This is a genomic window from Georgenia thermotolerans (assembly GCF_009193185.1).
Lineage (GTDB): Bacteria > Actinomycetota > Actinomycetes > Actinomycetales > Actinomycetaceae > Georgenia > Georgenia thermotolerans.
This window is the reverse complement of sequence record NZ_VUKF01000045.1, coordinates 14,800-37,435: the sequence shown is the minus strand read 5'-3', so window position 1 is coordinate 37,435 and position 22,636 is coordinate 14,800. Positions and strand designations below refer to the sequence as shown.

The 22,636-nt window shown below is 75.8% G+C and carries 24 protein-coding genes and 1 rRNA gene; 10 read left to right on the top strand and 15 right to left on the bottom strand.

Annotated features, from left to right (window positions below; translation table 11 throughout):
- Position 1 precedes the first annotated feature (1 nt).
- Positions 2 to 118 (top strand): 5S ribosomal RNA (rrf, locus tag GD970_RS17595).
- 174 nt (positions 119 to 292) lie between these two features.
- Here the strand turns inward: rrf and GD970_RS17590 are convergent.
- A complete protein-coding gene (locus GD970_RS17590) occupies positions 293 to 1,186 on the bottom strand; it encodes a GNAT family N-acetyltransferase (RefSeq protein WP_152204208.1) in 894 nt (297 codons plus the stop codon).
- A 273-nt stretch (positions 1,187 to 1,459) separates the two neighbouring features.
- Between GD970_RS17590 and GD970_RS17585 the strand changes: the two genes are divergently transcribed.
- Positions 1,460 to 1,663, top strand: coding sequence for a hypothetical protein (locus GD970_RS17585; protein ID WP_152204207.1), 204 nt, complete (start codon positions 1,460 to 1,462; stop codon positions 1,661 to 1,663).
- A 25-nt stretch (positions 1,664 to 1,688) separates the two neighbouring features.
- On the opposite strand, the gene GD970_RS17580 is transcribed toward GD970_RS17585, so the two are convergent.
- Positions 1,689 to 3,110, bottom strand: a complete 1,422-nt coding sequence (locus tag GD970_RS17580; protein WP_152204206.1) for an APC family permease — start codon at positions 3,108 to 3,110, stop codon at positions 1,689 to 1,691.
- 163 nt (positions 3,111 to 3,273) lie between these two features.
- Here GD970_RS17580 and GD970_RS17575 point away from each other — a divergent pair, with 163 nt between their 5' ends.
- The 3 genes from GD970_RS17575 (at position 3,274) to GD970_RS17565 (ending at position 5,051) form a co-directional block, all read left to right on the top strand.
- The gene (locus GD970_RS17575; RefSeq protein WP_152204205.1) at positions 3,274 to 3,702 is read left to right on the top strand and encodes a VOC family protein; all 429 of its coding nucleotides are present in this window, start codon (positions 3,274 to 3,276) and stop codon (positions 3,700 to 3,702) included.
- A gap of 95 nt (positions 3,703 to 3,797) precedes the next feature.
- Positions 3,798 to 4,139, top strand: a complete 342-nt coding sequence (locus GD970_RS17570) for a nuclear transport factor 2 family protein (RefSeq protein ID WP_152204204.1) — start codon at positions 3,798 to 3,800, stop codon at positions 4,137 to 4,139.
- Positions 4,140 to 4,307: 168 nt separating this feature from the next.
- Positions 4,308 to 5,051, top strand: coding sequence for a chitosanase (locus GD970_RS17565; protein ID WP_152204203.1), 744 nt, complete (start codon positions 4,308 to 4,310; stop codon positions 5,049 to 5,051).
- A gap of 51 nt (positions 5,052 to 5,102) precedes the next feature.
- Here GD970_RS17565 and GD970_RS17560 read toward each other — a convergent pair whose 3' ends face one another.
- On the bottom strand, positions 5,103 to 5,507 hold the full coding sequence (locus GD970_RS17560) for a VOC family protein (RefSeq protein WP_152204202.1): 405 nt from the start codon (positions 5,505 to 5,507) through the stop codon (positions 5,103 to 5,105).
- On the opposite strand from GD970_RS17560, the gene GD970_RS17555 reads away from it, so the two are divergent.
- Complete coding sequence (locus GD970_RS17555) at positions 5,506 to 6,507, top strand: aldo/keto reductase (RefSeq protein WP_152204201.1); 1,002 nt, start codon at positions 5,506 to 5,508, stop codon at positions 6,505 to 6,507. The two genes, GD970_RS17560 and GD970_RS17555, sit on opposite strands and share 2 nt — an antisense overlap.
- 66 nt (positions 6,508 to 6,573) lie before the next feature.
- Here the strand turns inward: GD970_RS17555 and GD970_RS21770 are convergent, their stop codons facing one another.
- Both GD970_RS21770 and GD970_RS17550 read right to left on the bottom strand, forming a co-directional pair.
- On the bottom strand, positions 6,574 to 6,732 hold the full coding sequence (locus tag GD970_RS21770) for a hypothetical protein (RefSeq protein ID WP_155524138.1): 159 nt from the start codon (positions 6,730 to 6,732) through the stop codon (positions 6,574 to 6,576).
- A 245-nt stretch (positions 6,733 to 6,977) separates the two neighbouring features.
- Entirely contained in the window at positions 6,978 to 8,714 is a 1,737-nt protein-coding gene (locus GD970_RS17550) for a PAS domain-containing sensor histidine kinase (RefSeq protein WP_152204200.1), read from the bottom strand.
- Between the two features lie 350 nt (positions 8,715 to 9,064).
- Here GD970_RS17550 and guaD point away from each other — a divergent pair, with 350 nt between their 5' ends.
- The 4 genes from guaD (at position 9,065) to GD970_RS17530 (ending at position 14,120) form a co-directional block, all read left to right on the top strand.
- Positions 9,065 to 10,399, top strand: a complete 1,335-nt coding sequence (gene guaD, locus GD970_RS17545; RefSeq protein ID WP_152204199.1) for a guanine deaminase — start codon at positions 9,065 to 9,067, stop codon at positions 10,397 to 10,399.
- Positions 10,396 to 11,796, top strand: coding sequence for an NCS2 family permease (locus GD970_RS17540; protein WP_152204198.1), 1,401 nt, complete (start codon positions 10,396 to 10,398; stop codon positions 11,794 to 11,796). The genes guaD and GD970_RS17540 overlap by 4 nt, the downstream gene beginning before the upstream one ends.
- A gap of 210 nt (positions 11,797 to 12,006) precedes the next feature.
- Entirely contained in the window at positions 12,007 to 12,342 is a 336-nt protein-coding gene (locus GD970_RS17535) for a TfoX/Sxy family protein (RefSeq protein ID WP_152204197.1), read from the top strand.
- Between the two features lie 305 nt (positions 12,343 to 12,647).
- On the top strand, positions 12,648 to 14,120 hold the full coding sequence (locus GD970_RS17530; RefSeq protein ID WP_319593473.1) for a TIGR01777 family oxidoreductase: 1,473 nt from the start codon (positions 12,648 to 12,650) through the stop codon (positions 14,118 to 14,120).
- Positions 14,121 to 14,173: 53 nt separating this feature from the next.
- Here the strand turns inward: GD970_RS17530 and GD970_RS17525 are convergent, their stop codons facing one another.
- The 10 genes from GD970_RS17525 to GD970_RS17480 are packed head-to-tail and all read right to left on the bottom strand — an operon-like array spanning position 14,174 to position 22,588.
- A complete protein-coding gene (locus tag GD970_RS17525) occupies positions 14,174 to 14,623 on the bottom strand; it encodes a universal stress protein (protein WP_193314978.1) in 450 nt (149 codons plus the stop codon).
- On the bottom strand, positions 14,620 to 15,267 hold the full coding sequence (locus GD970_RS17520) for a V-type ATP synthase subunit D (RefSeq protein WP_152204194.1): 648 nt from the start codon (positions 15,265 to 15,267) through the stop codon (positions 14,620 to 14,622). Before GD970_RS17520 ends, GD970_RS17525 begins: the two co-directional genes overlap by 4 nt.
- 3 nt (positions 15,268 to 15,270) lie before the next feature.
- Positions 15,271 to 16,692, bottom strand: coding sequence for a V-type ATP synthase subunit B (locus GD970_RS17515; RefSeq protein ID WP_249043261.1), 1,422 nt, complete (start codon positions 16,690 to 16,692; stop codon positions 15,271 to 15,273).
- Positions 16,689 to 18,398: a V-type ATP synthase subunit A gene (locus GD970_RS17510; protein WP_226925430.1), complete on the bottom strand. Its 1,710-nt coding sequence runs from the start codon at positions 18,396 to 18,398 to the stop codon at positions 16,689 to 16,691. The genes GD970_RS17515 and GD970_RS17510 overlap by 4 nt, the downstream gene beginning before the upstream one ends.
- Positions 18,395 to 18,907, bottom strand: a complete 513-nt coding sequence (locus tag GD970_RS17505) for a hypothetical protein (RefSeq protein WP_152204193.1) — start codon at positions 18,905 to 18,907, stop codon at positions 18,395 to 18,397. The genes GD970_RS17510 and GD970_RS17505 overlap by 4 nt, the downstream gene beginning before the upstream one ends.
- Positions 18,904 to 19,191, bottom strand: coding sequence for a hypothetical protein (locus tag GD970_RS17500; RefSeq protein ID WP_152204192.1), 288 nt, complete (start codon positions 19,189 to 19,191; stop codon positions 18,904 to 18,906). Before GD970_RS17500 ends, GD970_RS17505 begins: the two co-directional genes overlap by 4 nt.
- Positions 19,188 to 19,637 carry an ATP synthase subunit C gene (locus GD970_RS17495; protein ID WP_152204191.1) on the bottom strand — a complete coding sequence of 150 codons (450 nt, stop codon included), beginning with the start codon at positions 19,635 to 19,637 and terminating at the stop codon, positions 19,188 to 19,190. The genes GD970_RS17500 and GD970_RS17495 overlap by 4 nt, the downstream gene beginning before the upstream one ends.
- Positions 19,634 to 21,223 carry a V-type ATPase 116kDa subunit family protein gene (locus tag GD970_RS17490; RefSeq protein ID WP_152204190.1) on the bottom strand — a complete coding sequence of 530 codons (1,590 nt, stop codon included), beginning with the start codon at positions 21,221 to 21,223 and terminating at the stop codon, positions 19,634 to 19,636. Before GD970_RS17490 ends, GD970_RS17495 begins: the two co-directional genes overlap by 4 nt.
- Positions 21,210 to 22,154: a hypothetical protein gene (locus GD970_RS17485; protein WP_152204189.1), complete on the bottom strand. Its 945-nt coding sequence runs from the start codon at positions 22,152 to 22,154 to the stop codon at positions 21,210 to 21,212. Before GD970_RS17485 ends, GD970_RS17490 begins: the two co-directional genes overlap by 14 nt.
- Complete coding sequence (locus GD970_RS17480; RefSeq protein ID WP_152204188.1) at positions 22,151 to 22,588, bottom strand: hypothetical protein; 438 nt, start codon at positions 22,586 to 22,588, stop codon at positions 22,151 to 22,153. The genes GD970_RS17485 and GD970_RS17480 overlap by 4 nt, the downstream gene beginning before the upstream one ends.
- Positions 22,589 to 22,636: the final 48 nt, after the last annotated feature.

The window sequence follows — 22,636 nt, the reverse complement described above, 5'->3', positions numbered from 1 at the left end:
TTACGGCGGTCATAGCGAGGGGGAAACGCCCGGTCCCATTCCGAACCCGGAAGCTAAGCCCCTCAGCGCCGATGGTACTGCACGGGAGACCGTGTGGGAGAGTAGGACACCGCCGAACACCCATTCCAGAAAGGCCCCCACCACCCGGTGGGGGCCTTTCTGCGTCTCGGGATTTCGATTCATTTGATGCAACCCAGCGGTGACGTGGTCGATGCGCTTCGTGATGGGGCTCGAGCTGCCGTTCCGGCCTGGGCGAGGCGAACAGGTCCGACGCCGCGTCGATGCCTCGAGTTCACAGTGCGATCGCGCGATTGACCCACACCGCGGTCACCTTCATGCCCACCCGCTCGTAGAGCCCGAGCGCGCCGGTGCGCGAGTCGGTGCTGAGCTCCGACTGGACGGCGCCGTGGGCGCGGGCCTCCGCGAATGCGTCGGCGAGGAGGGCCTGGCCCAGGCCGCGGCCGCGCTGGTCGCGGCGGACGGCCACCTTGTCGACGTACCCGGTGGGGCCGGCCAGGAGCACGACCGCGGCACCGACGATCTCGCCGTCGGGCGCCACGGCCACGCGAACGTTCCAGGGCTCGAACCCGGGCCGGTGCAGCACCTGGGCGGCGAAGTCGTCGAACGGTTGTCGCTCGCGGACCGACCACTCGAGGAAGGCGTCCTCGACGACCGTCCACACCGCTCGGTGCTCGACGGGCGACGCCTCTCGCACGGCGAAGCCCGCGGGCAGGGCAGGCGCCGCGATGGCCGCGCCGTCGGGCAGGGCCAGCACCCATGAGGTCCACCGGACGTGAAAGCCGAGCGCCTGCAGCAGCTGGTCGCCGGGCGATCCCTGCGGGACGGGCATGCCGACGACCGTGCTTCCCGCTGACCGGGCCTGCTCCTGCAGCCAGCCGGCGAGGTGGGTGCCGATGCCGCGCCCGTGGTGCTCGGGGTGGACGGCGGCGTGCGCACGGTCGTGCCCGGACAGCTCTGCGTAGGCCACCACGCGGTCGCCGTCGAGCACGCCCACCGTGCGCGTGGAAAGGTCGAAGCTGGGCCGCTGCCAGTCGGCGAGGAGGTCCGCCTCCTCGATGCTGACCTGTCCGGTGTCCCGCAGCTCCTCGGCGGCCATGATCGCCGTGACGGCGTGGGCGTCGTCGAGGGTGAGGGGGCGCGTTCTCAGGCCGGCCGGGAGCGTCATGGACGCATTCAAGCGTGCCGGGCCCGGGCCGTCCCGCGAATTCTTGCCGGGGCTTGCGCGAGGCCGACGCCTTCGGCAACGGTCCGCTGCCCGATGACGGGACACGCCTGCTGTGCCAGGCTGATGTGGCGAGGGCGGGCGACGGCCGCGGCGCCGTCGTCGGCGGCGGGTGCCACGGGGGAGGCGGTCATGGCGCACGAGCGGCAGCGCGCACCGGGTTCCCGGTCCCCGCACCGGGAACCGGCGGGCCGGTGGGTCATGCACGCTCGCTGGTTGTTGGCGCGCCGCGGCCTCTATGCCGTGGCGGTCGCGGCCCTGGCCTTCGTCGCCATGGAGCTGCACCCGCTGGTCACCGGCACCTTCCAGCTGTGGGCCGTGCTGCTCATTGCGGCGGTCGCCGTCGTCGCGGGGCGGCGCCTCGACCCGCGCCGGCGGCGGCTGCGCGCCGCCAGGCGCGCGGCCGAGAGCCATAGCTGACCGACCGGCCTGACGGGTGACCGGTCTACTGCTCATCGCGCCCGAGGGCCTCCGGGTCGCGGAAGTAGGTCTTCTTGGCGCGCACGCCCCGGTTCCACAGCCAGGTCAGCGCCCAGAGCACCACCCCGATCCCCACGAGCACCCCGGCGATGCGGTACTCGATCGGGTCCTGCGCCCAGGGGCCGACGAGGTAGGCGCAGGTCAGCGCCCCGAGGTAGGGCAGCACCCTGGGGGCCCGGAAGTGCGCCCGGTCGAGCGGGCGGCGACGCAGCACGATCGCGGCGACGTTGACGACGGTGAAGCCGGCGAGCAGGAGCAGCGCCGTCGTCCCGCCCAGCGCCGTGACGGTCTCCGCACCCATGAGGTTGGTGACGACGATGATGAGACCGGCCGCGATCGCCGTCGTGAACACGATGGCGGCCCAGGGGGAGCGGCGGCCGGGGAGGACCAGGCCCAGGGAGCGTGGCAGCACGTCCTGGCGGGCCATGCCGTAGAGCAGGCGGCTCGCCATCATCATGTTGATGAGTGCCGTGTTGGCGACGGCGAACATGGAGAGGACCGGGTAGATCGTGTCCATCGGCAGCCCGGGGGCGCCGGCGCGGACCACCTCGAGGAGCGGGGTGGCACTCTCCGCCAGCGTCCCCACCGGCACCAGCGCGACTGCGGCGACCGACACCAGGACGTAGACCACCGCAGTCAGGGTCAGCCCGGTGAGCATGATCCGCGGGAAGGTGCGCACCGGGTCCTTCGTCTCCTCGGCCATGTTCACCGAGTCCTCGAAGCCGACCATGGAGAAGAAGGCCAGCGCGGTCGCGGAGGTCACGGCGAGGAAGACGCCCTTGTCCTGCGGGGTCTCGAAGACGACGACGCGGCTGAAGTCCGCCTGGCCCTGGCCCATGGCCCAGAACCCGATGAGCACGACGATGAGCAGGCCGGTCAGCTCCACGATCGTGAGCACTACGTTGACCTTGAGGCTCTCGGCCACCCCGCGCAGGTTGACCAGGGCCAGGAGCACCACGAAGGTGACGGCGACCGCCGTGACCCCGCCCTGCCCCCAGTCGAGGCCGAAGGCGACCACGAAGTTCTCACCGAGGAACTTCGAGGCCGTGGACGCCGAGGTGATGCCCGAGCTGAGGACGGCGAAGGTGACGAGGAACGTCAGGAAGTGAATGCCGAAGGCCTTGTGGGTGTACAGGGCGGCGCCGGCGGCCTGCGGGTACTTCGTGACCAGCTCGAGGTAGGAGAACGCGGTGATGGTCGCGACGGCGAACGCCAGCAGGATCGGCGCCCACGCCGCACCGCCGACCTCGGCGGCGACCTGGCCGGTGAGCGCGTAGACGCCGGTGCCGAGGATGTCGCCGACGATGAAGAGCAGCAGCAGCCTGGGCCCGATGACCCGCTTGAGCCGCGGCTCCTCCTTCTCCGTGGTGGTGGTCGTCGTCGTCATGGTTCCTCTCCTCGTGCCGAGCCTTAGCGGACTGTGTCTGTCCCCTGGGTGGTCCGCAAGTGGAGGACGGGGCGCGGGGGAGTGCGGCCCGCGCGTTCCGCCGCGGATGTGGGTGGTGCGCGCCAGGATGGTCGGAGGCCCACCACCGACGAAGGAGTCACCGATGGACTGGACCCTCGAGGTCGTCATCGTGCCGGTCAGCGACATCGCCCGGGCGATTGCCTTCTACCGCGACCAGGTCGGGTTTCACCTCGACCACCACACGGTCAACCACCACATGACCGTTGCCCAGCTGACACCACCGGGCTCGGGGTGCTCGATCGTCGTCGGCACGCTGCCGGCGCAGAACGCGATGGCGCCGGGGACGCTGCACGGGCTGCAGCTCGTCGTCGCCGACGCGGCGACCGCACGCACGGAGCTGGTGGAGCGGGGCGTGACCTGCAGCGAGATCACCGTCTTCGACGAGCGCGACGGCGGGACGTTCTTCGGGTTCCAGGACCCGGACGGCAACAGCTGGGCCGTGCAGCAGATCCGGGCGCGTGCCGAGAACCCGCTCATCCCGCACGAGGCCCGGGCGCGGTTCGGCGAGTAACGAAACCGGAGGTATTCGCCGCGGCGCCTGCCCCGTGAGCGCACACTAGGACGAGGCCGAGGCGATCGGCCGTTCCAGCCAGAGAAGGGTCAACGATGACCAGGACTCCGGAAGAAGTCTTCGCCCACCACGGCCAGGCGCTGGGCGCCGAGGATCTCGAGGACATCCTCGCCGACTACGCCGAGGACGCCATCCTCGTCCTCAACAAGGAGGTGTTTCGGGGCAAGGACGGCGCCCGGGAGGTCTTCACCCGCCTGCTCGGCGACGTCCCCCAGGCCCAGTGGGAGCTCGACACAACGTTTGCCGACGACGTGCTCTACCTCGAGTGGAACGCCACCGGCGGTGGCCGGACGATTCAGGGTGCCGTGGACACCTTCATCTTCGCGGACGGGCAGATCCGGGTCCAGACCATCGCGTACACGGTCCGTCCGGTGTGACGAGGGCGCGCGTCCGAGGAGGCTGACGACGTGAGGTGGTGGCGTCGGGGGCGGGCGGAGGACCGTGCGACACCGGAGCCCGCTGAGTCCGCCCGCGGTGGCGGCGGACTGGGCGGCCGCGAACTGAGCGACCGCGCAGCCGGCGAGGGGACGGCCGGGGACCGGGCGGTGGACGGTCGAGCCGAGGACCCGGAGCTCGCGCGCTGCAAGGAGCTGGCGCTGCAGATGACCTCCACGGCGGAGAACTCCACCCTGGACTGGCCCACCGCGTACGGCTACATCGAGGACATCGGCGACGGGCGCGGCTACACCGGCGGGCTCGTGGGCTTCTGCTCGGGCACCGGGGACATGCTGGCCCTGCTGCGGCGCTACGCCGAGCGCGCGCCGGACAACCCCCTCGCGCCCTACCTTGAGGCGCTCACGGCAATCATGGCCGCGCCCTACTCCCGCCGGCCGAAGCTCTCCCACCGGCTGCTCGACCCCGGTTTCGTCCCCGCTTGGCGGGCCGCGGCGGACGACCCGGCCTTCCGGCAGGCCCAGCGCGAGCTGCGCGACGAGGTCTACTGGGACCCGGCGCTGGAGGCGGCCCGGGCCGACGGCGTCGGCCCGCTCGGCCTGGCGATCTACTACGACGTCTCGGTCAACCACGGCCCGGGCGAGGACCGGGAGTCCTTCGGCGGCATCCTGGAGACCGCGCGAGCGGCATGTCCGACGCCGGCCGCCGGCGGGGACGAGGCGCGGTACCTCGCCACGGTCGTGGACGCGCGCGCCGCGGTGCTCAAGGAGTGGGGTGACCTGCAGCCGGACGGGCGAGTCGCCGCGCACCGGGCGCTGCTCGCCACGGGGAACCTGCGCCTCGCGCCGCCGGTGTCGTGGTCGATGTACGGCGACCGGTTCACCGTGCCCGCGTAGGTGGCGCCGTCCGCGAAGCCTGGCCCGGCTACATGACCAAGCCCGGCCCGGCTACACGACGCAGAACTCGTTCCCTTCGGGATCGGCCATCACGACATGGTCGAGTCGTCCCTCGAACTGGTGCTCGCCGAGCACGTTGCCGCCCGCGGCGACGAGGTGGTCCACCGTGGTGCGGATCAGGCGCTCGCGCCGCTCCCACGGCTGGTGGCGCCCGCCGGCGACCTGCACGTCGATGTGGAGGCGATTCTTTGCGACCTTGGACTCGGGAACCTTGAGGAAGGAGATGCGCGGGCCCACGCCGTCCGGATCGACCAGCGCGGCCTGGTCGTTCCACTCCTCCGGCGGCACCTCGAAGTGCGCCAGCACGACGCGCCCGGCGGCGGTGCTCCGGGCGCCGCGCGGCACGCCGCCGCCGGGCGCACCATGGGTGGAACCCAACGGCAAGGAGAGTCTCATGCGACGTCGCACCCTCGGCACCACCGACGCCAACGCCCTGACGGTCTCGGCGCAGGGCCTGGGCTGCATGGGCATGTCCGAGTTCTACGGCACCGCGGACGAGGACGAGGCCATCGGCACGATCCATCGGGCGCTCGAGCTGGGCGTCACGCTGCTCGACACGGCGGACATGTACGGGGTGGGCGCGAACGAGCGGCTCGTGGGCCGCGCCGTCACCACCGCCGGCGTGCCGCGCGAGCAGATCGTGCTGGCCACGAAGTTCGGCAACGTCCGCGACCCGGACGACCCGACCAAGCGCGGCGTCGACGGACGGCCGGAGTACGTGCGACAGGCCTGCGACGCCAGTCTGCGCCGGCTCGGCCTCGACCACATCGACCTGTACTACCAGCACCGCGTGGACAAGAACACGCCGATCGAGGACACCGTCGGGGCGATGGCCGAGCTCGTGCAGGCCGGCAAGGTGCGCTACCTCGGGCTGTCGGAGGCGTCGGCGGAGACCATCCGCCGGGCGCACGCCACCCACCCCATCACGGCGCTGCAGACCGAGTACTCGCTGTGGACCCGGCACATCGAGCAGGAGATCCTGCCGACGATCCGGGAGCTGGGCATCGGGCTCGTGCCGTACGCGCCGCTGGGGCGGGGCTTCCTCACCGGCACCATCACCGACCCGGACCGGCTGGCCCCGGACGACTTCCGCCGGCACAACCCCCGCTTCCAGGGCGAGGCGCTGCGGGCGAACCTCTCCCTGGTCGACGCGGTCAAGGACGTGGCCGCCAGGAAGGGCGTCACACCGGCGCAGCTCGCCCTCGCCTGGGTGCTGGCCCAGGGCGACGACGTCGTGCCCATCCCCGGCACGAAGCGCCGCAAGTACCTCGAGGAGAACGTCGCCGCCGACGGCATCGAGCTGAGCGACGACGACCTGGCGGAGCTGGGGCGGGCGGTGCCACCCGAGGCGGTGCAGGGGCAGCGGTACCCGGACATGTCGACCATCGACCGGTAGGACCCAGACACCGCGGCCCGCTCGACGACGTCCGGTGTCGACGAGCGGGCCGCGTGTCCCCGGAGGTCAGACCTCGCAGGGGGCGGTCGCGTCGGGGCGGACGGCGTCGTCCGGCCGGACGACGGTGCGGTCACCGGGGACGGTGCGGCGGGCGCGCGGGAAGTCGGAGGCGGCGAAGAGCGCGACGACGAGGGCGAGTGCGAGCAGGGCGAGCAGTGAGATCAATAGATCGCATCCTTTGGTAGGGAACGGAAGTGAAATCGGCCTGGGCGACGCGGGGTGCCGGGCAGGCGAAAACACGAAGCGCCGGGAGGCCGGCGGCGAGGTGGGCGCGACCGTCAGCACGGTGCGGGCCCGCCGTAGTTGCCAACCCGAGACGCCGTGGTTTTGTTCCGCTGTGGACAAAATCTCTGGCGGGGACCTCTGGACGAACCGCGCCTCTCGACCTGACGGGCGGCTCTGGTGACGTCTCAGGCGGTGAGGGGGAGGACGGCGACCACCGACGTGCCCGCGCCCGGCACGCTCGTGACCCGCAGCTCGCCGTCGCACAGGCGGGCACGCTCGCGCATCGTCTGCTGACCGTGGGTGCCGGGCCGGGCCGCCGCGGTGTCGAAGCCGCGCCCGTCGTCGACCACGGCCAGCTCGAGCCGGCGCGGGCTGAGGGTGAGCGTGAGGGTCGCCGCCGTCGCCGAGGCGTGCTTGACGGCGTTGTGCAGCGCCTCGCCGGCGATGCGCACGAGGTGCTCGCCGGTCCCCGGCGGCAGCGCCGGCAGCGCGGATTTCGGCACCGTGACCCGGACCGGCAGCCCGTGGCGCGTCGTGACGGACTCGGCCAGCTCGCGCAGCGCCTGGCGCAGGTCCAGCGGCGCGGCGTCGGCCGACGGGCGCAGCTCGACGAGCAGCTCGCGCATCTCCGTCGTGGCCTGCCGCGCGAGCTCCTCCAGGTCCAGAGCGGCCTGCCGCGCCCGGTCGGCGTCGGCCGAGTCCAGCGCCCGCTGCACCAGGTAGGCCCGGGTCTGCAGCGCGAAGAGCGCGTGGTTGACCGAGTCGTGCAGCTCGCGCGCGATGCGCTCCCGCTCCACCCGGGCGGAGGCGTAGGAGATCTCGTGGCGCATCCGGTCCGCGCCCAGCGCCACCCCGGCCTGCTCGGCCATCGAGGACCAGAACGCCAGCTCCGCCTCGCTCGGCGCGGTGACCCGGGCGGGCACGACGACGACCAGCACGCCGGCCACGTGCTCGTCGCGCCACACCGGGAACTTCGCCGTCCCCTCCCAGCTCAGCTCGTCGAGGGCGTCCACCCAGGAGGCGGTGCGCACGCCGGCGGCCAGCCGCTCGCGGTCGTCGGAGAGGAAGCCCGCCCGCCCGCGGGCGAGCATCGGCCCGGCGGGCAGGTCGAGCAGCCGGGCCGGTGAGGCCGCCATGGCTTCGACCAGCGCATCCGGCACCCCGGTGGAGGCGGCCGGGCGCAGCAGCCCGCGGCCGTCCTCGACCAGGAGCAGGGCGCCGAGCGCGCGGGTGGCCGCGACGGTCTCGCGCACGAGGGCGTCGAGGACGTCGGTCGTCGAGCTGCCCGCGGCCATCCGCGCCGCGGCCGCGCCGAGCTCGGCGGCCTCACGCTGCGCCTGGCGCACGCTGGTGGTCTCGTGGAAGACGGCGGGCGCGAGCTCCCGGCCGCCGACGGTGACGACCGTGCCCGACCAGGTCATCTCCAGCTCGGTGCCGTCCGGGCGGACCACGGTGTTGGTGTAGAAGCCGGTGTCGCCCTCGCGCTGCTTGTGCTCGAGCGCCAGCAGCGCGGCCCGCTCGTGCTCGGCGAAGGAGAGCAGATAGTTCTCGTCCCGCAGCTGCTCGAACGGCCGGCCCATGATGCGGGCGCCGGCGGGGTTGACGTAGGTCCAGCCCTGGTTCTCGCCCGTGATGCACACCCCGTACCCGACGGTCTCGATGATCGCCACGAGGGCGTCGATCCCGAGCTCGTAGAGGACCTCGGCGCTGGCGCCGGGCATGGCGCGGGCGGGCTTCGGCAGGGCGCCGGCCTCCGTGGGCCCGGCCGCCGCCAACGCGTCGGCCGCGACCGTGCCGGCTGACGGCAGCGGGTCGGCCCCGACGGGGCCGGCCGTCGGCGCGGTCGCGGGCCCGGCCGTGCCGGGGGGCGGCGCCGCCGGCGCCGCCGTGGTGTGCGGGGGTGCGCCCCCGGGGCGGTTCACAGCGCGAATCATGCCAGTACCGGGACCTATTCCGTGTCAAACGGCATCCGATTTGAAACGCGCGCCCCAAAACCGCGCAGCGTCGGGGAGAGGAATGACCCAGGAATGGGCGAGAACGCGACCCGCCCCTCGGCATCACGAAGTGAAAACACTCTTCCGAAATGATTGCCAACGTCCTGGCGCCGGGACTATGGTCCCTGGCGACACAGGGGTCGTTGTTCGCATGGATAACCGGCGGCCCCAGACGGACCCCAACCATGCCCGCGCCCGAGCGCGGTGGCTCGACGAGGAGCGTGGATGGACCGGTGCGACCAGGCGCGCGAGGGCGCCCGCACGCCGGGAGCGGCGTCGTGACCCTCTACCGCGCCACCGTCATGGACACCCCGCGCGACCCGCTGGCCGAGGGCCCGGACGCCCTGCAGGCCGACGCCGACGCCGGGCTGCTCGTGCGCGACGGCGTCATCTGCGCCCGCGGCCCCTTCGCCGCCGTCGCCGCCGCCCACCCCGAGGAGGAGGTCGTCGACCTGCGCGCGGGCGTGCTGCTGCCCGGCTTCGTCGACACCCACGTGCACTACCCCCAGCTGCGGATCATCGGCGGCCTGGGCAGGCCGCTGCTCGACTGGCTGACCACCTGCGCCCTGCCCGAGGAGGCCCGGCTGGCCGACGCCGCCTACGCGGCCACGGTGGCCCGCGAGTTCGTCGACGGCGTCGTGCGCGCCGGCACGACGACGGCCCTGGTCTTCGGCTCGCACTTCCCGGGCGCCACCGACGCCCTGTTCGCCGCGGCCGAGGCGGTCGGGCTGCGCATGACCGCCGGGCTCGTCGTCAGCGACCGGTTCCTCCCCGACGCGCTGCTGACCACCCCCGACGCCGCGCTCGCCCACAGCACCGCCCTGCTCGAGAAGTGGCACGGGCGCGGGCGGCTGCGCTACGCCATCACCCCGCGGTTCTCGCTGTCCACCTCCGACGCCATGCTCGACGCCTGCGCGGAGGTGCTCGGCGCCCGCGAGGACGTCTGGTTCACCTCCCACCTCAACGAGAACCCCACCGAGATCGAGGAGGTGCGCCGCCTGTTCCCCGGCGCCGGGCACTACCTCGACTCCTACGACCAGCACGGCCTGGTCACCTCCCGCTCGGTCATGGCGCACAACGTCCACCCCACGGCCCACGAGCTCGAGGTCCTCGCCAGCTCCGGCGCCGCCGTCGCCCACTGCCCGACGTCGAACTCCTCCCTGGGCAGTGGCCTATTCCCGCTCGCCGCCCACCTCGACGCCGGCGTGCGGGTGGCGCTGGGCACCGACGTCGGCGCCGGCAGCGGGTTCTGCCTGCTCAAGGAGGGCCTGCAGGCCTACTTCGTCCAGCGCCTGCTCGGCCCGCACGGGGTCGACCTGGGCCCGGCGGCCCTGCTGCACCTGGCCACCCGGGCCGGGGCGCTCGCCCTGGGCCTGGCCGACGAGGTCGGGGACCTGGCGGTGGGCAAGCAGTTCGACGCGGTGTGGGTCCGCCCGCAGCCGGGCACCACGCTCGACGTCGTCCTGCGCCACGGCGCCGACGCCACCGACACCCTGGCCAAGATCTTCACCCTCGGAACTCCCAGCGACATCGCCGTCGTCTGGGTTGCCGGCCGGGCGGTCACTGGACCGTCCGCCCCGGTGCCACCACCCCTTCCACTGGAGGCAGCATGAGCACGACCGCACCCCCGCGGCCGACCCGGCGGGCGACGGCGCCCGCGTTCCTGGACCGGTACTTCGGCCTCACCGCCGAAGGGACCACCATCCCGCGCGAGGTGCGGGCCGGGTTCACCACCTTCCTGACGATGAGCTACATCCTCTTCGTCAACCCGCAGATCCTCTCGGCCGCGATCGACATCGAGAACGGGTTCGTCCAGCTGCTGATGACGACGGCGATCGCGGCGTCGTTCGGATCGCTGGTCATGGGGCTCATCGCCCGCTACCCGTTCGCCCAGGCGCCCGGCATGGGGCTCAACGCCTTCTTCTCGTTCACCGTCGTGGCCGGCATGGGGGTGCCCTGGCAGACGGCGCTCGGAGCGGTGTTCATCTCCGGGGTGCTGTTCGTCGTGCTGAGCGTGATCGGCGCCCGCAAGGCCATCGTCATGGCGATCCCGATGAGCCTCAAGCTCGCCATCACCGCCGGGATCGGCTGCTTCCTGGCCTTCCTCGGGCTGCGCAGCGCCGGCCTGGTGGTGGCCAACGAGGCCACGATGGTCTCCCTGGGGTCGTTGTCCAACCCGACCGCCTGGGTGGCGATCATCGGCCTCGTCGCCACCGCGGTGCTCCTCCAGCTGCGGGTCAAGGGCGCCATCCTGTGGGGGATCCTCCTCAGCTCCCTCGTCGCCATCGTCACCGGCGCCAAGGTCTACGCCGGCGGGGCCGACGGCGCCCTGCAGGCCTTCCCGGGCTTCACCAGCGGCGTGGTGGCCGCGCCCATCTGGCCGAGCGACCTGGTGGGCCAGATGGACATCGCCGGGGCGCTCGGCCTGGGCCTCCTCAGCGTCGTCTTCACCTTCTTCTTCGTCGACTTCTTCGACGCCACCGGCACCCTCACCGGCCTGGCCCAGCGCGCCGGCTTCCTCGACGAGCGCGGCGACATGCCGCGGGCCAAGACCACGTTCTCCATGGACGGCCTGGCCGCGATGTTCGGCGCGTTCATGGGCACCTCGACCACCACCGCCTACGTGGAGAGCGCCTCGGGCATCGAGGACGGCGGGCGCACCGGCCTGACCTCGGCGACCACCGGGGTGCTCTTCGCGCTGTCGATGTTCCTGTGGCCGCTGGCGGGCGCCATCCCGGGCGCGGCGACGGCACCGGCGCTGATCCTCGTCGGCGCGATGATGATGGACGGCATCCGGCACATCGAGTGGAACGAGGTCTCCGAGGGCGTGCCGTCCTTCCTCGCCATCATCTCCATGCCGCTGACCTTCTCCATCGCCAACGGCGTGAGCCTGGGCGTCATCGCCTACTGCGCCATCAAGCTCTTCACGGGCCAGGGCCGCAAGATCCACCCGATCCTCTACGTCGTCGCGCTGCTCCTGGTGCTGCGGTACGTCTTCCTCGCCGAGTAGGAGGGCTGGAGCCGCGCCGCAGGGCGGGCTCTGAGCGCGCCTCGGGCCGCGGCGGCCGCACCGGCCGCCGCGGCCCGTTCGTGTCCGGCGCCCTGGCCCCCGGCGCTTGCTCCTCGCTCTTGCCGCCCGGCCCATGCCGCGCCCCCTTGCCGCACGGCCAGGCCCGCAGGAACATCGGGGCCCACGGCCACGTCGACCGGGGGAGCCGCCATGCAGATGCCGCGGCCGAGCGAGGCAGACCGGGCGCGGTTCCGCGCGCTGGTCCCCGACGACCCGCGGGTGGAGGTCAAGCCGATGTTCGGCAACCTCGGCGCCTTCATCGACGGCAACATCTTCGCCGCGCTGCTCGGCGCGGACGTCGGCGTCAAGCTCCCGCCCGCCGAGCTCGATGAGCTGCGCGCCGGCGGGGCGCGCGGGTTCGGTCCGGGGCCGCGCCCGATGGCCGGTTACGTCACCGTGCCCGACGGCGCCGACGCCCGCGCGCTGGTGGCGCGAGCCGCCGCGTACGTGGCGACGCTGCCGCCCAAGGCCCCGAAGAAGCGGTGATGCCGCTCCCGTAGCGGCGTTGGGGAGCATGCGCGGCGTCGGGAGTCTCGCTCGCCTGGCCGGTCGCCCGCGGCACGCGACCTGAAACGCCACAACTGGGACTGCAGTGGCGACCGGACGGCCGGGCGCTGTCACATCCGCCTCACCGGTCACAGTTGTGGCGTTCCATGCGCGATGGCGGCGCTCGAGGACGGTCAGGCGCCCCGCGGCCGACCGACGCGGTTGTCCACGTCCGCGGGGCATGACCCCGAGGCGGCAGCCCGCTCGCCGGGTCCTCCGAGGCGCCTGCTGCCACGATGGCGGGCATGGCCGTCTTCGAGCGCACGACCGTCCTGCCCTACCCCCGCGCGCAGGTGTACGCCTGGTTCGAGCGGCCCGGCGCCTTGGTCCGGCTGAGCCCGCCCTTCGGCGGCAGCGTGCTGGCCGAGCCGTCCGACGGCATCCGCGACGGCTCCATCGCCCGGCTGGGCATCACCGCGCCCGGTCTGCTCGGCGCCACCCTCGAGGCCGGGGCCCGCGCCGTCCCCTGGCCCGCCGCCGTCCCGGCCCGGCTGCGCCGTCCGGAGCTGGACTGGACCGCCCGGCACGACCGCTACGACCCGCCCCAGATGTTCCGCGACACCATGGTCCGCGGCCCGCTCGGCCACTGGGTGCACACCCACCGCTTCGTCGACTCCGCCGACGGCGGCACGATCATGACCGACCACATCGACTACGGCGTCCCGGGGGAGCAGCTGCTCCCCGGCCGGGCCGCCGACGCCGCCGCGCGGGCCATGCGCCCGGCGCTGGAGCGGATCTTCGCCTACCGCGCCGCCCAGGTGCACGCCGACCTCGACTTCCACGCCGCCCACGCCGGCACGCCGCGCACCATCGCCGTCGCCGGGGCCTCCGGACTCATCGGGCGCCAGCTGTGCGCGCTGCTCACCGGCGGCGGGCACCGCGTGCTGCGCCTGGTCCGTCGCCGCGCGGCCGCTCCGGACGAGATCGCCTGGGACCCCGCCGCCGGCACGCTCGACGAGGAGGCGCTGCGCGAGGTCGACGTCGTCGTCAACCTCGCCGGGCGGTTCATCGGCGGCCGGTTCACCCCCGAGGCCAAGGCGGAGATCCGCAACAGCCGGGTCGACGGCACCACCCTGCTGGCCACCGCGCTGGCCCGGCTGGCCCCCGACGGGCGGCCGCGGGCGTTCCTGTGCGCCTCGGGCATCGGCTACTACGGGCCCCACCCGCACAGCGACGACGCCGACCCGGCGCCGCTGAGCGAGGACGCGCCCTCGGGCCCGGGCTTCCTCGCGGAGGTCTGCCGGGCCTGGGAGGCCGCCACCGCCCCCGCGGCCGACGCCGGGGTGCGGGTGGTCACCGTGCGCACCGGCCTGGTGCAGACCCCGGAGGAGGGGCCGCTGGCCCGGCTGCTGCCGTTGTTCGCCGTCGGCCTGGGCGGCCCGCTGGACCCCGGGCAGTGGCAGAGCTGGATCTCCGTCGACGACATCGCCGCCGTGTACGCCTACGCCGCCCTGGACGACCGGCTGCGCGGGCCCGTCAACGCCGTCGGCCCGACGCCCGTGCGCGGGCGCGAGTACGCCCGGACCCTGGGCCGGGTGCTCCACCGTCCCGCCGCGCTGCCGGTGCCGCGTTTCGGCCCGCGGCTGGTCGTCGGGGAGGAGGGGGCGGCGGAGCTGGCCTACGCCAGCCAGCGGGTGTCGTCCGGCAAGCTCGAGGCGTCCGGCTTCCGCTTCCGGCACCCCACCCTCGAGGCGGTGCTGCGCCACGTGCTGCCGTAGGGAGGCGCGTCGCCCGGTCCCGGCTCGCGCTGGTCCGTCTCGCGCGCGCCCGCTCACTCCTCGACGGGCTGCGGGACGACGAGCACCGGGACCTCCGCGAACTCCAGCAGCTCCCGGGTCACCGTGCCCACGTAGGCCCGGCTGGCGGCGCGCGGGTCCGCGCGGCCGGTGACGAGGAGGTCCGCGGCCCAGCGGTCCGCCTCGGCCAGCACGACCGGCGCGGGCTCGCCGGTCTGGCTCACCGTCTCCGCGGCCACGCCGGCGCGGCGGGCCGCGGCGGCCACGTGCCCGAGCAGCCCGGCGGCCGCGGCCCCGCGGCGCGTCTCGAGCGCGGCGTGCCGGCCCATCGCCGTCAGCTCGCGGACCAGCTCGCCGTCGGCGGTGACGTGGACGAACAGCAGCCGGGCCCCGGTGGCGGCGGCCAGCGCGGTGGCGACCTGGGCGGCGGCCAGCGCGGCCGGGGAGTCGTCGACCGCCACGAGGATGCGGGCGAAGGCGCTCACGGCTCGGTCCCCCCGATCGCCGGCCCGGTCAGCCCGCCCGCCCGGGCCGCCGCCCACCGCAGCCGCAGGCCGTCGGCGCGCTCGTCCTCCTCGAGCCGCAGCTCGAGCTCGGCCAGCGCCGCCTCCAGGCTCGGGATCCACCGGTCCTCGATCGCCCGGACCCGCCGGCGGGTGGCGGCCTCCTCGGCCTCGAGCACGCGCACCGCCGCCTCGGCCGCGGCGTGCTCGACGGCGGCCTCCAGCGCCCGCCGGTACCGCTCCCGGGCCGTGACCAGGGCGGCGGTGCCGGCCGGGGGGCCGTCCGCGGGCGGCTCCGGCACCGTGCAGGCGGCCTCGGCGGGGTAGCGCACGCCCATCGGCTCCTCCCACCCGATGTGGACCGTGGCCGGCGCGGTGGCGGTGGCCAGGCGCACCGCCCGCTCGCCGCCGAGCAGCGCGGCCCGCAGCATCCACGCCTCGGCCTCGCCCAGCGCCGCCGCCCACGCCGCGGCGGTGCGCTCGCGGTGCAGCGCCAGCCGCTCGCGCTCGACGCGCAGGATCCGCAGCTTCTGGTCCAGCAGGTCCGCGCCGCGGCGGGCGGTGCCCAGCCGGTGCTGGAGCCACAGCCGGCCGGCCCGTCCCGGGGGCGCGTGCACGGTGGCCACGGGTCAGCCCGTCCCGGGCGCGTAGCGGGCGTCGAGCACCCCGGCGGGCAGCATGGTCAGCTCGCGGCGGGGCAGCACCCGCAGCGCCTGCCAGGCCCGGTCGAGAGTCTCCTCCAGCGACCGGGCCTCGTCGCGGCGCTGGTCGAGCAGGCGCCGGCGCACCTCCTGCTCGAAGGCGACGTAGAGCCGGTCGGTGCCGCTGAGGGCCTCCTCGCCCACCAGGTCCGCGAGCTCGCGGGCCTGCCGGGCTCGGGCCAGCGAGGCGAGCACCTGGGCGGCGACGTCGAGGTGGTCCTCGCGGGTGCGGCCGGGCCCGGCGCCCTTGCGCATGAGCCGGGACAGCGAGCTCAGCGGCTCCACCGGCGGGTAGACCCCGGCGGCCTGGACCTCCGCGGACAGGACCACCTGCCCCTCGGTGATGTACCCGGTCAGGTCGGGCACCGGGTGGGTGATGTCCCCGGCGGGCATGGTCAGCACCGGCAGGACGGTGACCGACCCGGGCCGCCAGCGCACCCGCCCGCACCGCTCGTACAGCGAGGCCAGGTCGCTGTAGAGGTAGCCCGGGTAGGCCCGCCGGCCGGGGATCTCCCCGCGGGCGGCGGAGACCTCCCGCACCGCCTCGGCGTAGGCGGTCATGTCGGCCATGACCACGAGCACGTGCCGGCCCAGCTCGAAGGCCAGGTGCTCGGCCACCGTCAGCGCGATGCGCGGGGTGAGGATCCGCTCGACCACCGGGTCGTCGGCGGTGTTGAGCAGCAGCACGAGCTCCCCGGCCGCCGAGCGCTCCTCCAGGGCGTCGCGCACCGCGGCCGCGTCCAGGTGGGGCAGCCCCATGCCGGCGAAGACGACGGCGAACGGTTCCCCGCCGGTGGTGGCCTGCGCGGCCACCTGGGTCGCCAGCTCCAGGTGCGGCAGCCCGGCGAGGGAGAAGATCGGCAGCTTCTGCCCGCGCACCAGGGTCGTCAGGGCGTCGATGGCCGAGACGCCGGTGAGCACCGGCTCGGCCGGCGGGTCCCGGTGGGTGGGGTTGAGCGGGTGCCCGCCGACGGCGGCGCGGCGGGTGCCCAGGATCGGCGGGCCGCCGTCGACCGGCTCCCCGCGCCCGTTGCACACCCGGCCCAGCCAGCCCGCCCCGACCGGCACGTGCAGCGTCTCCCCGGCGAAGCGGACCGTGGCGCCGCCGGGCCGCACGCCCTCGGTGCCCTCGAGGAGCTGGACCACCGCGAGGTCCCGGTCGACCTCGAGGACCACGCCGTGGCGCACCTCCCCGCTGTCGAGCCGGATCTGCGCGGAGAAGTCCCAGCCCACCCCTTGCACGCCGCGGGCGACGAGCAGCGGGCCGCGCACCTGGGCGACGTCCGTGTACTCCACCGCCTCCAGCAGCGGCGCGGGGCCGGGTCCGGCCGTGGGGTCCGGGCCGTTCACGCCGGCTCCCCGAGCAGCGCGAGGGTCTCGGCGAGGCGCTCGCCCACGCCGTCGACGTCGTCCGGGTCGGTCTCACGCGCGGCGCGCACCAGGACGCCGAAGTCGGTGGCCTCCAGCGCGGCGGCGGGGGTGCCGGCCGCGACGAGGGCGTCGCACCGGTCGACGACGGCGAGCACGGCGTCCAGCAGCGCCGCGCCCTTGGCCGGGGAGCAGTGCGCGTCGTTGGGGTTCAGCGCGCTCTGCTGCAGCACGGCCTCGCGCAGCAGCCGCCCGGCGAGCAGCACCACCCGCTCGGCGCCGGGCAGGGCGCCGAGGCCGACGAGATCGGCCAGCGCGGTGAGCCGGTCGGCGTCGGCGAGCAGGGCCGTCACCCGCTCCCGGCGCCGGGCCCAGCCGGGGTCGCCCCGCTCGGCGTGCCAGGCGGCGAGCGGCTCGGCGTCGCGGGAGAAGGAGCCGGCCCAGGCCACCGCCGGGTAGTGGCGGGCGTAGGCGAGGTCGCGGTCGAGCAGCCACACGGCCCGCACGAACCGCTGGGTGTGCGCGGTGACCGGCTCGGTCATGTCCCCGCCGGCGGGGGAGACGGCGCCGACGATGGTCACCGAGCCGCGGCGCCCGCCGAGCGTGACGACGTCGCCCGCCCGCTCGTAGAACGCCGCCAGCGCCGAGGCCAGGCCTGCGGGGTAGCCCTCCTCGGCGGGCAGCGTGCCGGTGCGCGAGGCGAACTCGCGCAGCGCCTCGGCCCAGCGGGAGGTGGAGTCGGCGATGACCACCACGTGGAGGCCCATGTCCCGGAAGTACTCCGCGACTGTCACGCCGGTGTAGATGCTCGCCTCGCGGGCCATCATCGGCATGTTGGAGGTGTTGGCGATGACGACGGTGCGGTCGCTGAGCCGCCGGCCGGTGCGTGGGTCCTCCAGCGCCGCCAGGTCGGCGACGACGTCGGCCATCTCGTTGCCGCGCTCGCCGCAGCCGACGTAGACGATGACGTCCGCGTCGCACCACTTGGCGATCTGCTGGAGCAGCACGGTCTTGCCGGTGCCGAACCCGCCGGGGACCGCGGCGCTGCTGCCGCGCGCGACGGGGAAGAGCAGGTCGAGCACCCGCTGGCCGGTGTGCAGGCCGGCGGCCGCGCCCAGGCGCTGGGCGTACGGCCGCGGGCGCCGCACGGGCCAGGTGGTGGTCAGCGGCACCGGCGTGCCGCCGACGACGGCGACCCTCGCCGCCGCCCCGACCGGGCCGGCGGCCAGCTCGGTCACCGCCCCGGCCACGCCGGGCGGGACGAGCACCCGCACGGGCACCGGGGCGGCGGTGGCGACGGTGCCGAGCTCGTCGCCGGGCGCGGCGGTGGCCCCGGGGCGGGCCGAGGGCGTGAAGTCCCAGCGGCCCTCGTCCCCCGCGCCGAGCGCGGCCGCGCCGGGCACCAGCCACGGCCCGGCGCTCGAGAGGGGGCGCAGCAGCCCGTCGAAGACCGCGCCGAGCAGGTGCGGGCCCAGCCGCGCCGAGAGCGGGGCGCCCTGCGGCGCGGCCGCCGCGCCGGGGGCCAGGCCGCCGGTGTCCTCGTACGCCTGGACGGTCAGGCGCCGGTCGCCGATCTCGACGACCTCACCGGGCAGGCGGTCCGGGCCCAGGAGCACGACGTCGTACATCGCCACGCCGGGCATCGGCGCGACCTCGACGAGGGAGCCGGAGACCCGCAGCACGCTCACGGCGCCCACAGCCCTGCGAGGTCGGCACCGAGCCCGTCCAGCGCCCGGTCGGCGAGGTCGGTGAGCGCGACGGCGGCGCGACGCCCCGGCGTCTCGGCCGCCACGCCGCCGCCGGGCAGCTCGTGGACCTGGGCTCCCGGGCCGAGCGCGGCGCGCAGGCGGGCGCCGGCCCGGTCCCGCCAGGCGGGGTAGGCCGGGTCCGCCCGCAGGGTGGCCAGCGCCTCGTGCGCCGCGGCGCGCAGCTCCTCGTACGCCGCCCGCTGGGCGGCCAGGACGATGCCGCGGGCCTCCCGCCGCGCCCGGGTCCGCTCGGCGACCAGCCGCGCCTCGCCCTCCGCGGCGCCCTCGGCCCGGGCCTGGGCGCGGACGGCGTCGGCCTCGGCCCGGGCGGCGGCAACGGTGCGGGCGGCCTCCGCGGCGGCCTCGCCGACGACCCGGTCGGCGTCGGCCCGGGCCCGGGCGAGCAGGGCGTCGCGGACGGGGGCGAGCGGGTCGGTCGTCGTGGTCACGGCATGACCACCGTGAGGGGCAGGGGGCGGGCGAGCCGGGCCTCGCCCAGGGCGCGGGCGGCCGGCGCGGTGAGGACGACGACCTCGACGTCGGCCGGCAGGGCGGCCCAGGCCGCCCGCACCGCCGCGTCGTCCTCGGCGGGCAGCACGAGCGCGCCGGCCAGCCCGAAGCCGGTGACCGCGGCCGGCGCGCCGAGGACGGCGACCCGGCCCGCGCCGTCCGGCACGGCGGCCGCGCCCTCGATGACGGGTGCGGCGTCGCCGGCGGCCGCCGGGTCCATCACGCCCGCCCGATGAGGATGATCGCGACGATGAGGCCGTAGATGGCGATGCCCTCGGCCAGGCCGACGATGACCATGGCCCGGCCGAACAGCTCCGGGCGCTCGCTCATCGCCGCCAGCGCCGCGGCCCCGGTGTACGCGACGGCGATCGCGGCGCCGATGGAGGAGCCCGCCACCGCGATCGCCGCGCCGAGCAGCGCCGCCCACTGCGCGCTCGACCCGCCGGCCGGCTGTGCCGCCGCGGCCGGCACCTGCTCGACCGCCCCCGCCCCCGCCGCCGGCTCGGCCCCGCCGGCGGCGACGACGGCGAGCACGACCAGGGCGCCGAGCAGCACCAGGACGTCGGCCCCGACGAGCACCCGCACCGCCGCCCGGCCGCGGCGCCGGACCAGCAGCGCCGCGGCGACGCCGGCGGCGAGGACGACGGGCAGGGCGAGCAGCCAGATCATGACGCCCCCTCGATGGGCACGGGCGGTGGGGCCGCGGCATCGGACGGCACCGGCGGCGCCGGGGGGCGGGTGGCCGCGGGCACCGGCGCCGCCGTGAGTGCGGTGGGCGCCGTCGCCATGAGGCCGGTGGTCGCGGGCGCCGAGGGGTCGGTGGGCACGTGCCAGGGCCGGAACGGCCGGCCCTCGCCGGTGAAGATCCGAGAGAACAGCTCGTAGTACTCCAGCCGCAGCGCCTGCACGCCCGCCACCAGCGCCTCGAGGGCGAAGGCCAGCGCGTTGCCGAGGACGAAGACCGCCACGGCGGCGACGACGAGGATCCCACCGGCGCCCCACAGCGTCGTCGTGCCGTCCCACACCACCTGACCCAGGGCCGCGTGGGTGAGGCCGAAGGCGGCCAGGCGGGTGAAGGAGACGAGGTTGGTGCCCACCCGCAGCACGGCGTCGAAGACCTCCACCCCGGCCTGGGTCACGCCCGCCCCGCCCCCGCCCGAGGCGGCGAGGAACCCGACGAACGCCAGGGTGACCCCGCCGACCATGACGAGGACGCCGACCAGCACCACCCAGCCGAGGCCCTCGACCGCGCCGAGGGCCAGCACCCCGAGCCCGGCGAGCAGCGCCGCCCCGGCGATCCCGGAGGGGGCGCTGAGCGCCAGCGGCCAGCCGCCCTCGCGCCAGCGGTTGACCGTGCCCACGCCCTGGGCCACCGCGAGCAGCACGAAGCCCAGCCCCAGGGCGACCGCCAGCAGCGTGATCGGCTCCTCCAGGGGCTGGATCCAGAGCACGGGCACGAGGCCGGTGGGTCCGAAGCACTCCCCGTAGAGCAGCCCGAAGCCGATCGCGGCGACCCCGGACCCGACGACGAAGGGCCAGACCTTGGCAAAGCGCGCCAGGCGCCGCGGCCGGCCCGCGCGCAGCAGCAGGCCCCCGGCGACGAGCAGGGCGCCGTGCCCGACGTCGCCGAACATCATCCCGAACATCACCATGTAGGCGACGGCCGCGAGGACGCTGGGATCGACGTCGGCGTAGGGCACGGTGCCGTAGGTCTCCACCAGCGGGGTGAAGGACCGGCGCACCCCGGCGTCACGCAGCAGGGTGGGCGGGTCGACCCCGCGCGGGACGGCCAGCGGCACGACCGCCGCGCCGACCGGTGCCAGGCGGTCCGTCAGGGGCCCGACCTCGGCGGCCGGGGTCCACCCGAGCAGCCCGGTCACCTCGCCGCGCACCACCGCGGCGGCCTCGTGACGGGCCAGGTCCGCCTCCCCGACCAGCAGGTCGGTGCGCCCGCGCCGGCGCAGCTCGGCCGGGTCCGGGGCGGTGGGGGACAGGCGCGGCTGCTCCGTCCCGGCGGCCTCAGTGGTGCCGGTCCCGGCCGCCCCGCCGGCCTCGGTGGTGCCGGTCCCGGCCGCCGCGAGCGCGCCGCCTTGCCCGGCGGCAAGGACGCCGCCCGGCCCGGCAGCCTCGGTCGTGTCGAGCTCGACGGTGCCGGCGTCGGCGACGACGACGAGCAGGTCGCGCAGCATCGCGGCGGGCGCCACGAGGGCGACCCGCTGCATGCGGACCGGCGCGGCGACGTCACGCCACGGCATCGAAGGCCTCCAACGACGCGCCCGTCCCGCCGCGGCCGGCCGCCTCCAACGCGGCCCGCACCCGCCAGGCGTCGCCGGCCAGCACGGCGATCGCCCCGACCACCGGGCGCCGGTCGTAGCCCGACCCGCGCAGCAGCGCGAAGCCCTCCCGCTCCACCCGGTGCACCCAGGCCACCTCGGCGCGCCACAGGTCGGCGACGCTCTCGACGTCGTCGAGGAGCCAGCGGACGTCCTGGGGCAGGCCGCGGCGCAGCGCCGGCAGGTCGGCCGCACCGTGGTCCAGGACGCGTTCGAGGCCGGGGCCGAGGATCGCCGTCGCCAGCCGGGCCGTGCCGGGCGCGAGCCGCCGGTGCTCGGCGACGACCTCCCGCAGCACGACCAGCGCCGCGCCGGCCCGCGCCCAGCCGGCCGCCTCCGGCACCCCGGTGATGACGGCGTCGGCCCACGCCAGGCGCAGGCCGAGGGCGACCTCGCGGGGGGTGCGGGCCCCACGCAGGCGCCACGAGGAGGTGGCGAGGACCTCGGCGACGGCGGCCGCTGACGTGGTCGCGGCGAGGCGCGCCCAGGCGGTGTCGAGCGTGCCGAGCCGGTAGGGCGGGCGGGCCGGGGCGCCGCGGAGCCGGGCGAGGTGCTCGTCGACGTTGGCCACCTCGAACCCGCCTGCGAGGAGCCGGACGACGTCGGCGCCGCCGCGCGGCAGCCAGCCGGCCAGGACGCGCAGGTCCCACAGCAGCGCGGCGCCGACGGCGTGCTGGGCGGTGCCGAGGTCCTGCCCCGGGTGGACGTCGTGGCCGTAGGGCGTGGCGGCGAGCGCCGTGACCGCGGCCTCCGGGCCCGGCTGGGCGGCCAGTGCGCGGGCCCCGGCTGGTCCCAGGCGCCGGCGGGCCAGCGCCTTGGCCCGCACGACGCCGGCCACCCAGGACCTGCTCACGGCCCGGCCTCCTCCATCGCGGCCCGGGTGGCGGTCAGGACCCGTTCGACGTAGCCGGCCAGGCGGTCGGCGGAGCGGGCGCGCACGGCGGCCGCCTCGCGTTCGGCCTGCGCCCGCACGGCCGCCGCCTCGGCCTCGGCGCGGCGGGTGGTGTGCAAGGCGGCGTCGGCCCGCTCCGCGGCGGCCTCGCGCCGGGCCGTCGCCACCAGCGCGGCGGCCAGCTCGGCCGCCTCACGGCGCCGGCGCTCGGCCTCCTGCCGGGCCGCGGCGCGCACCTGGTCCGCCTCCGCCTGGGCCTCCGCCAGCCGGGCGAGCACGGGCTCGAGCTCGGCGGCCATCTCGGTCACGCGGTCCGCCGGGACCCCGGCGGGCGCGGCGGCGCCCGGCGTCCCGGCGGGGCGGAAGCGCTGCAGGATGTCCCGGGCCCGCGGCATGTGGCCTCCCCATCGTCGGCGCACGACCCGACCAGCGTAGATCCGCCC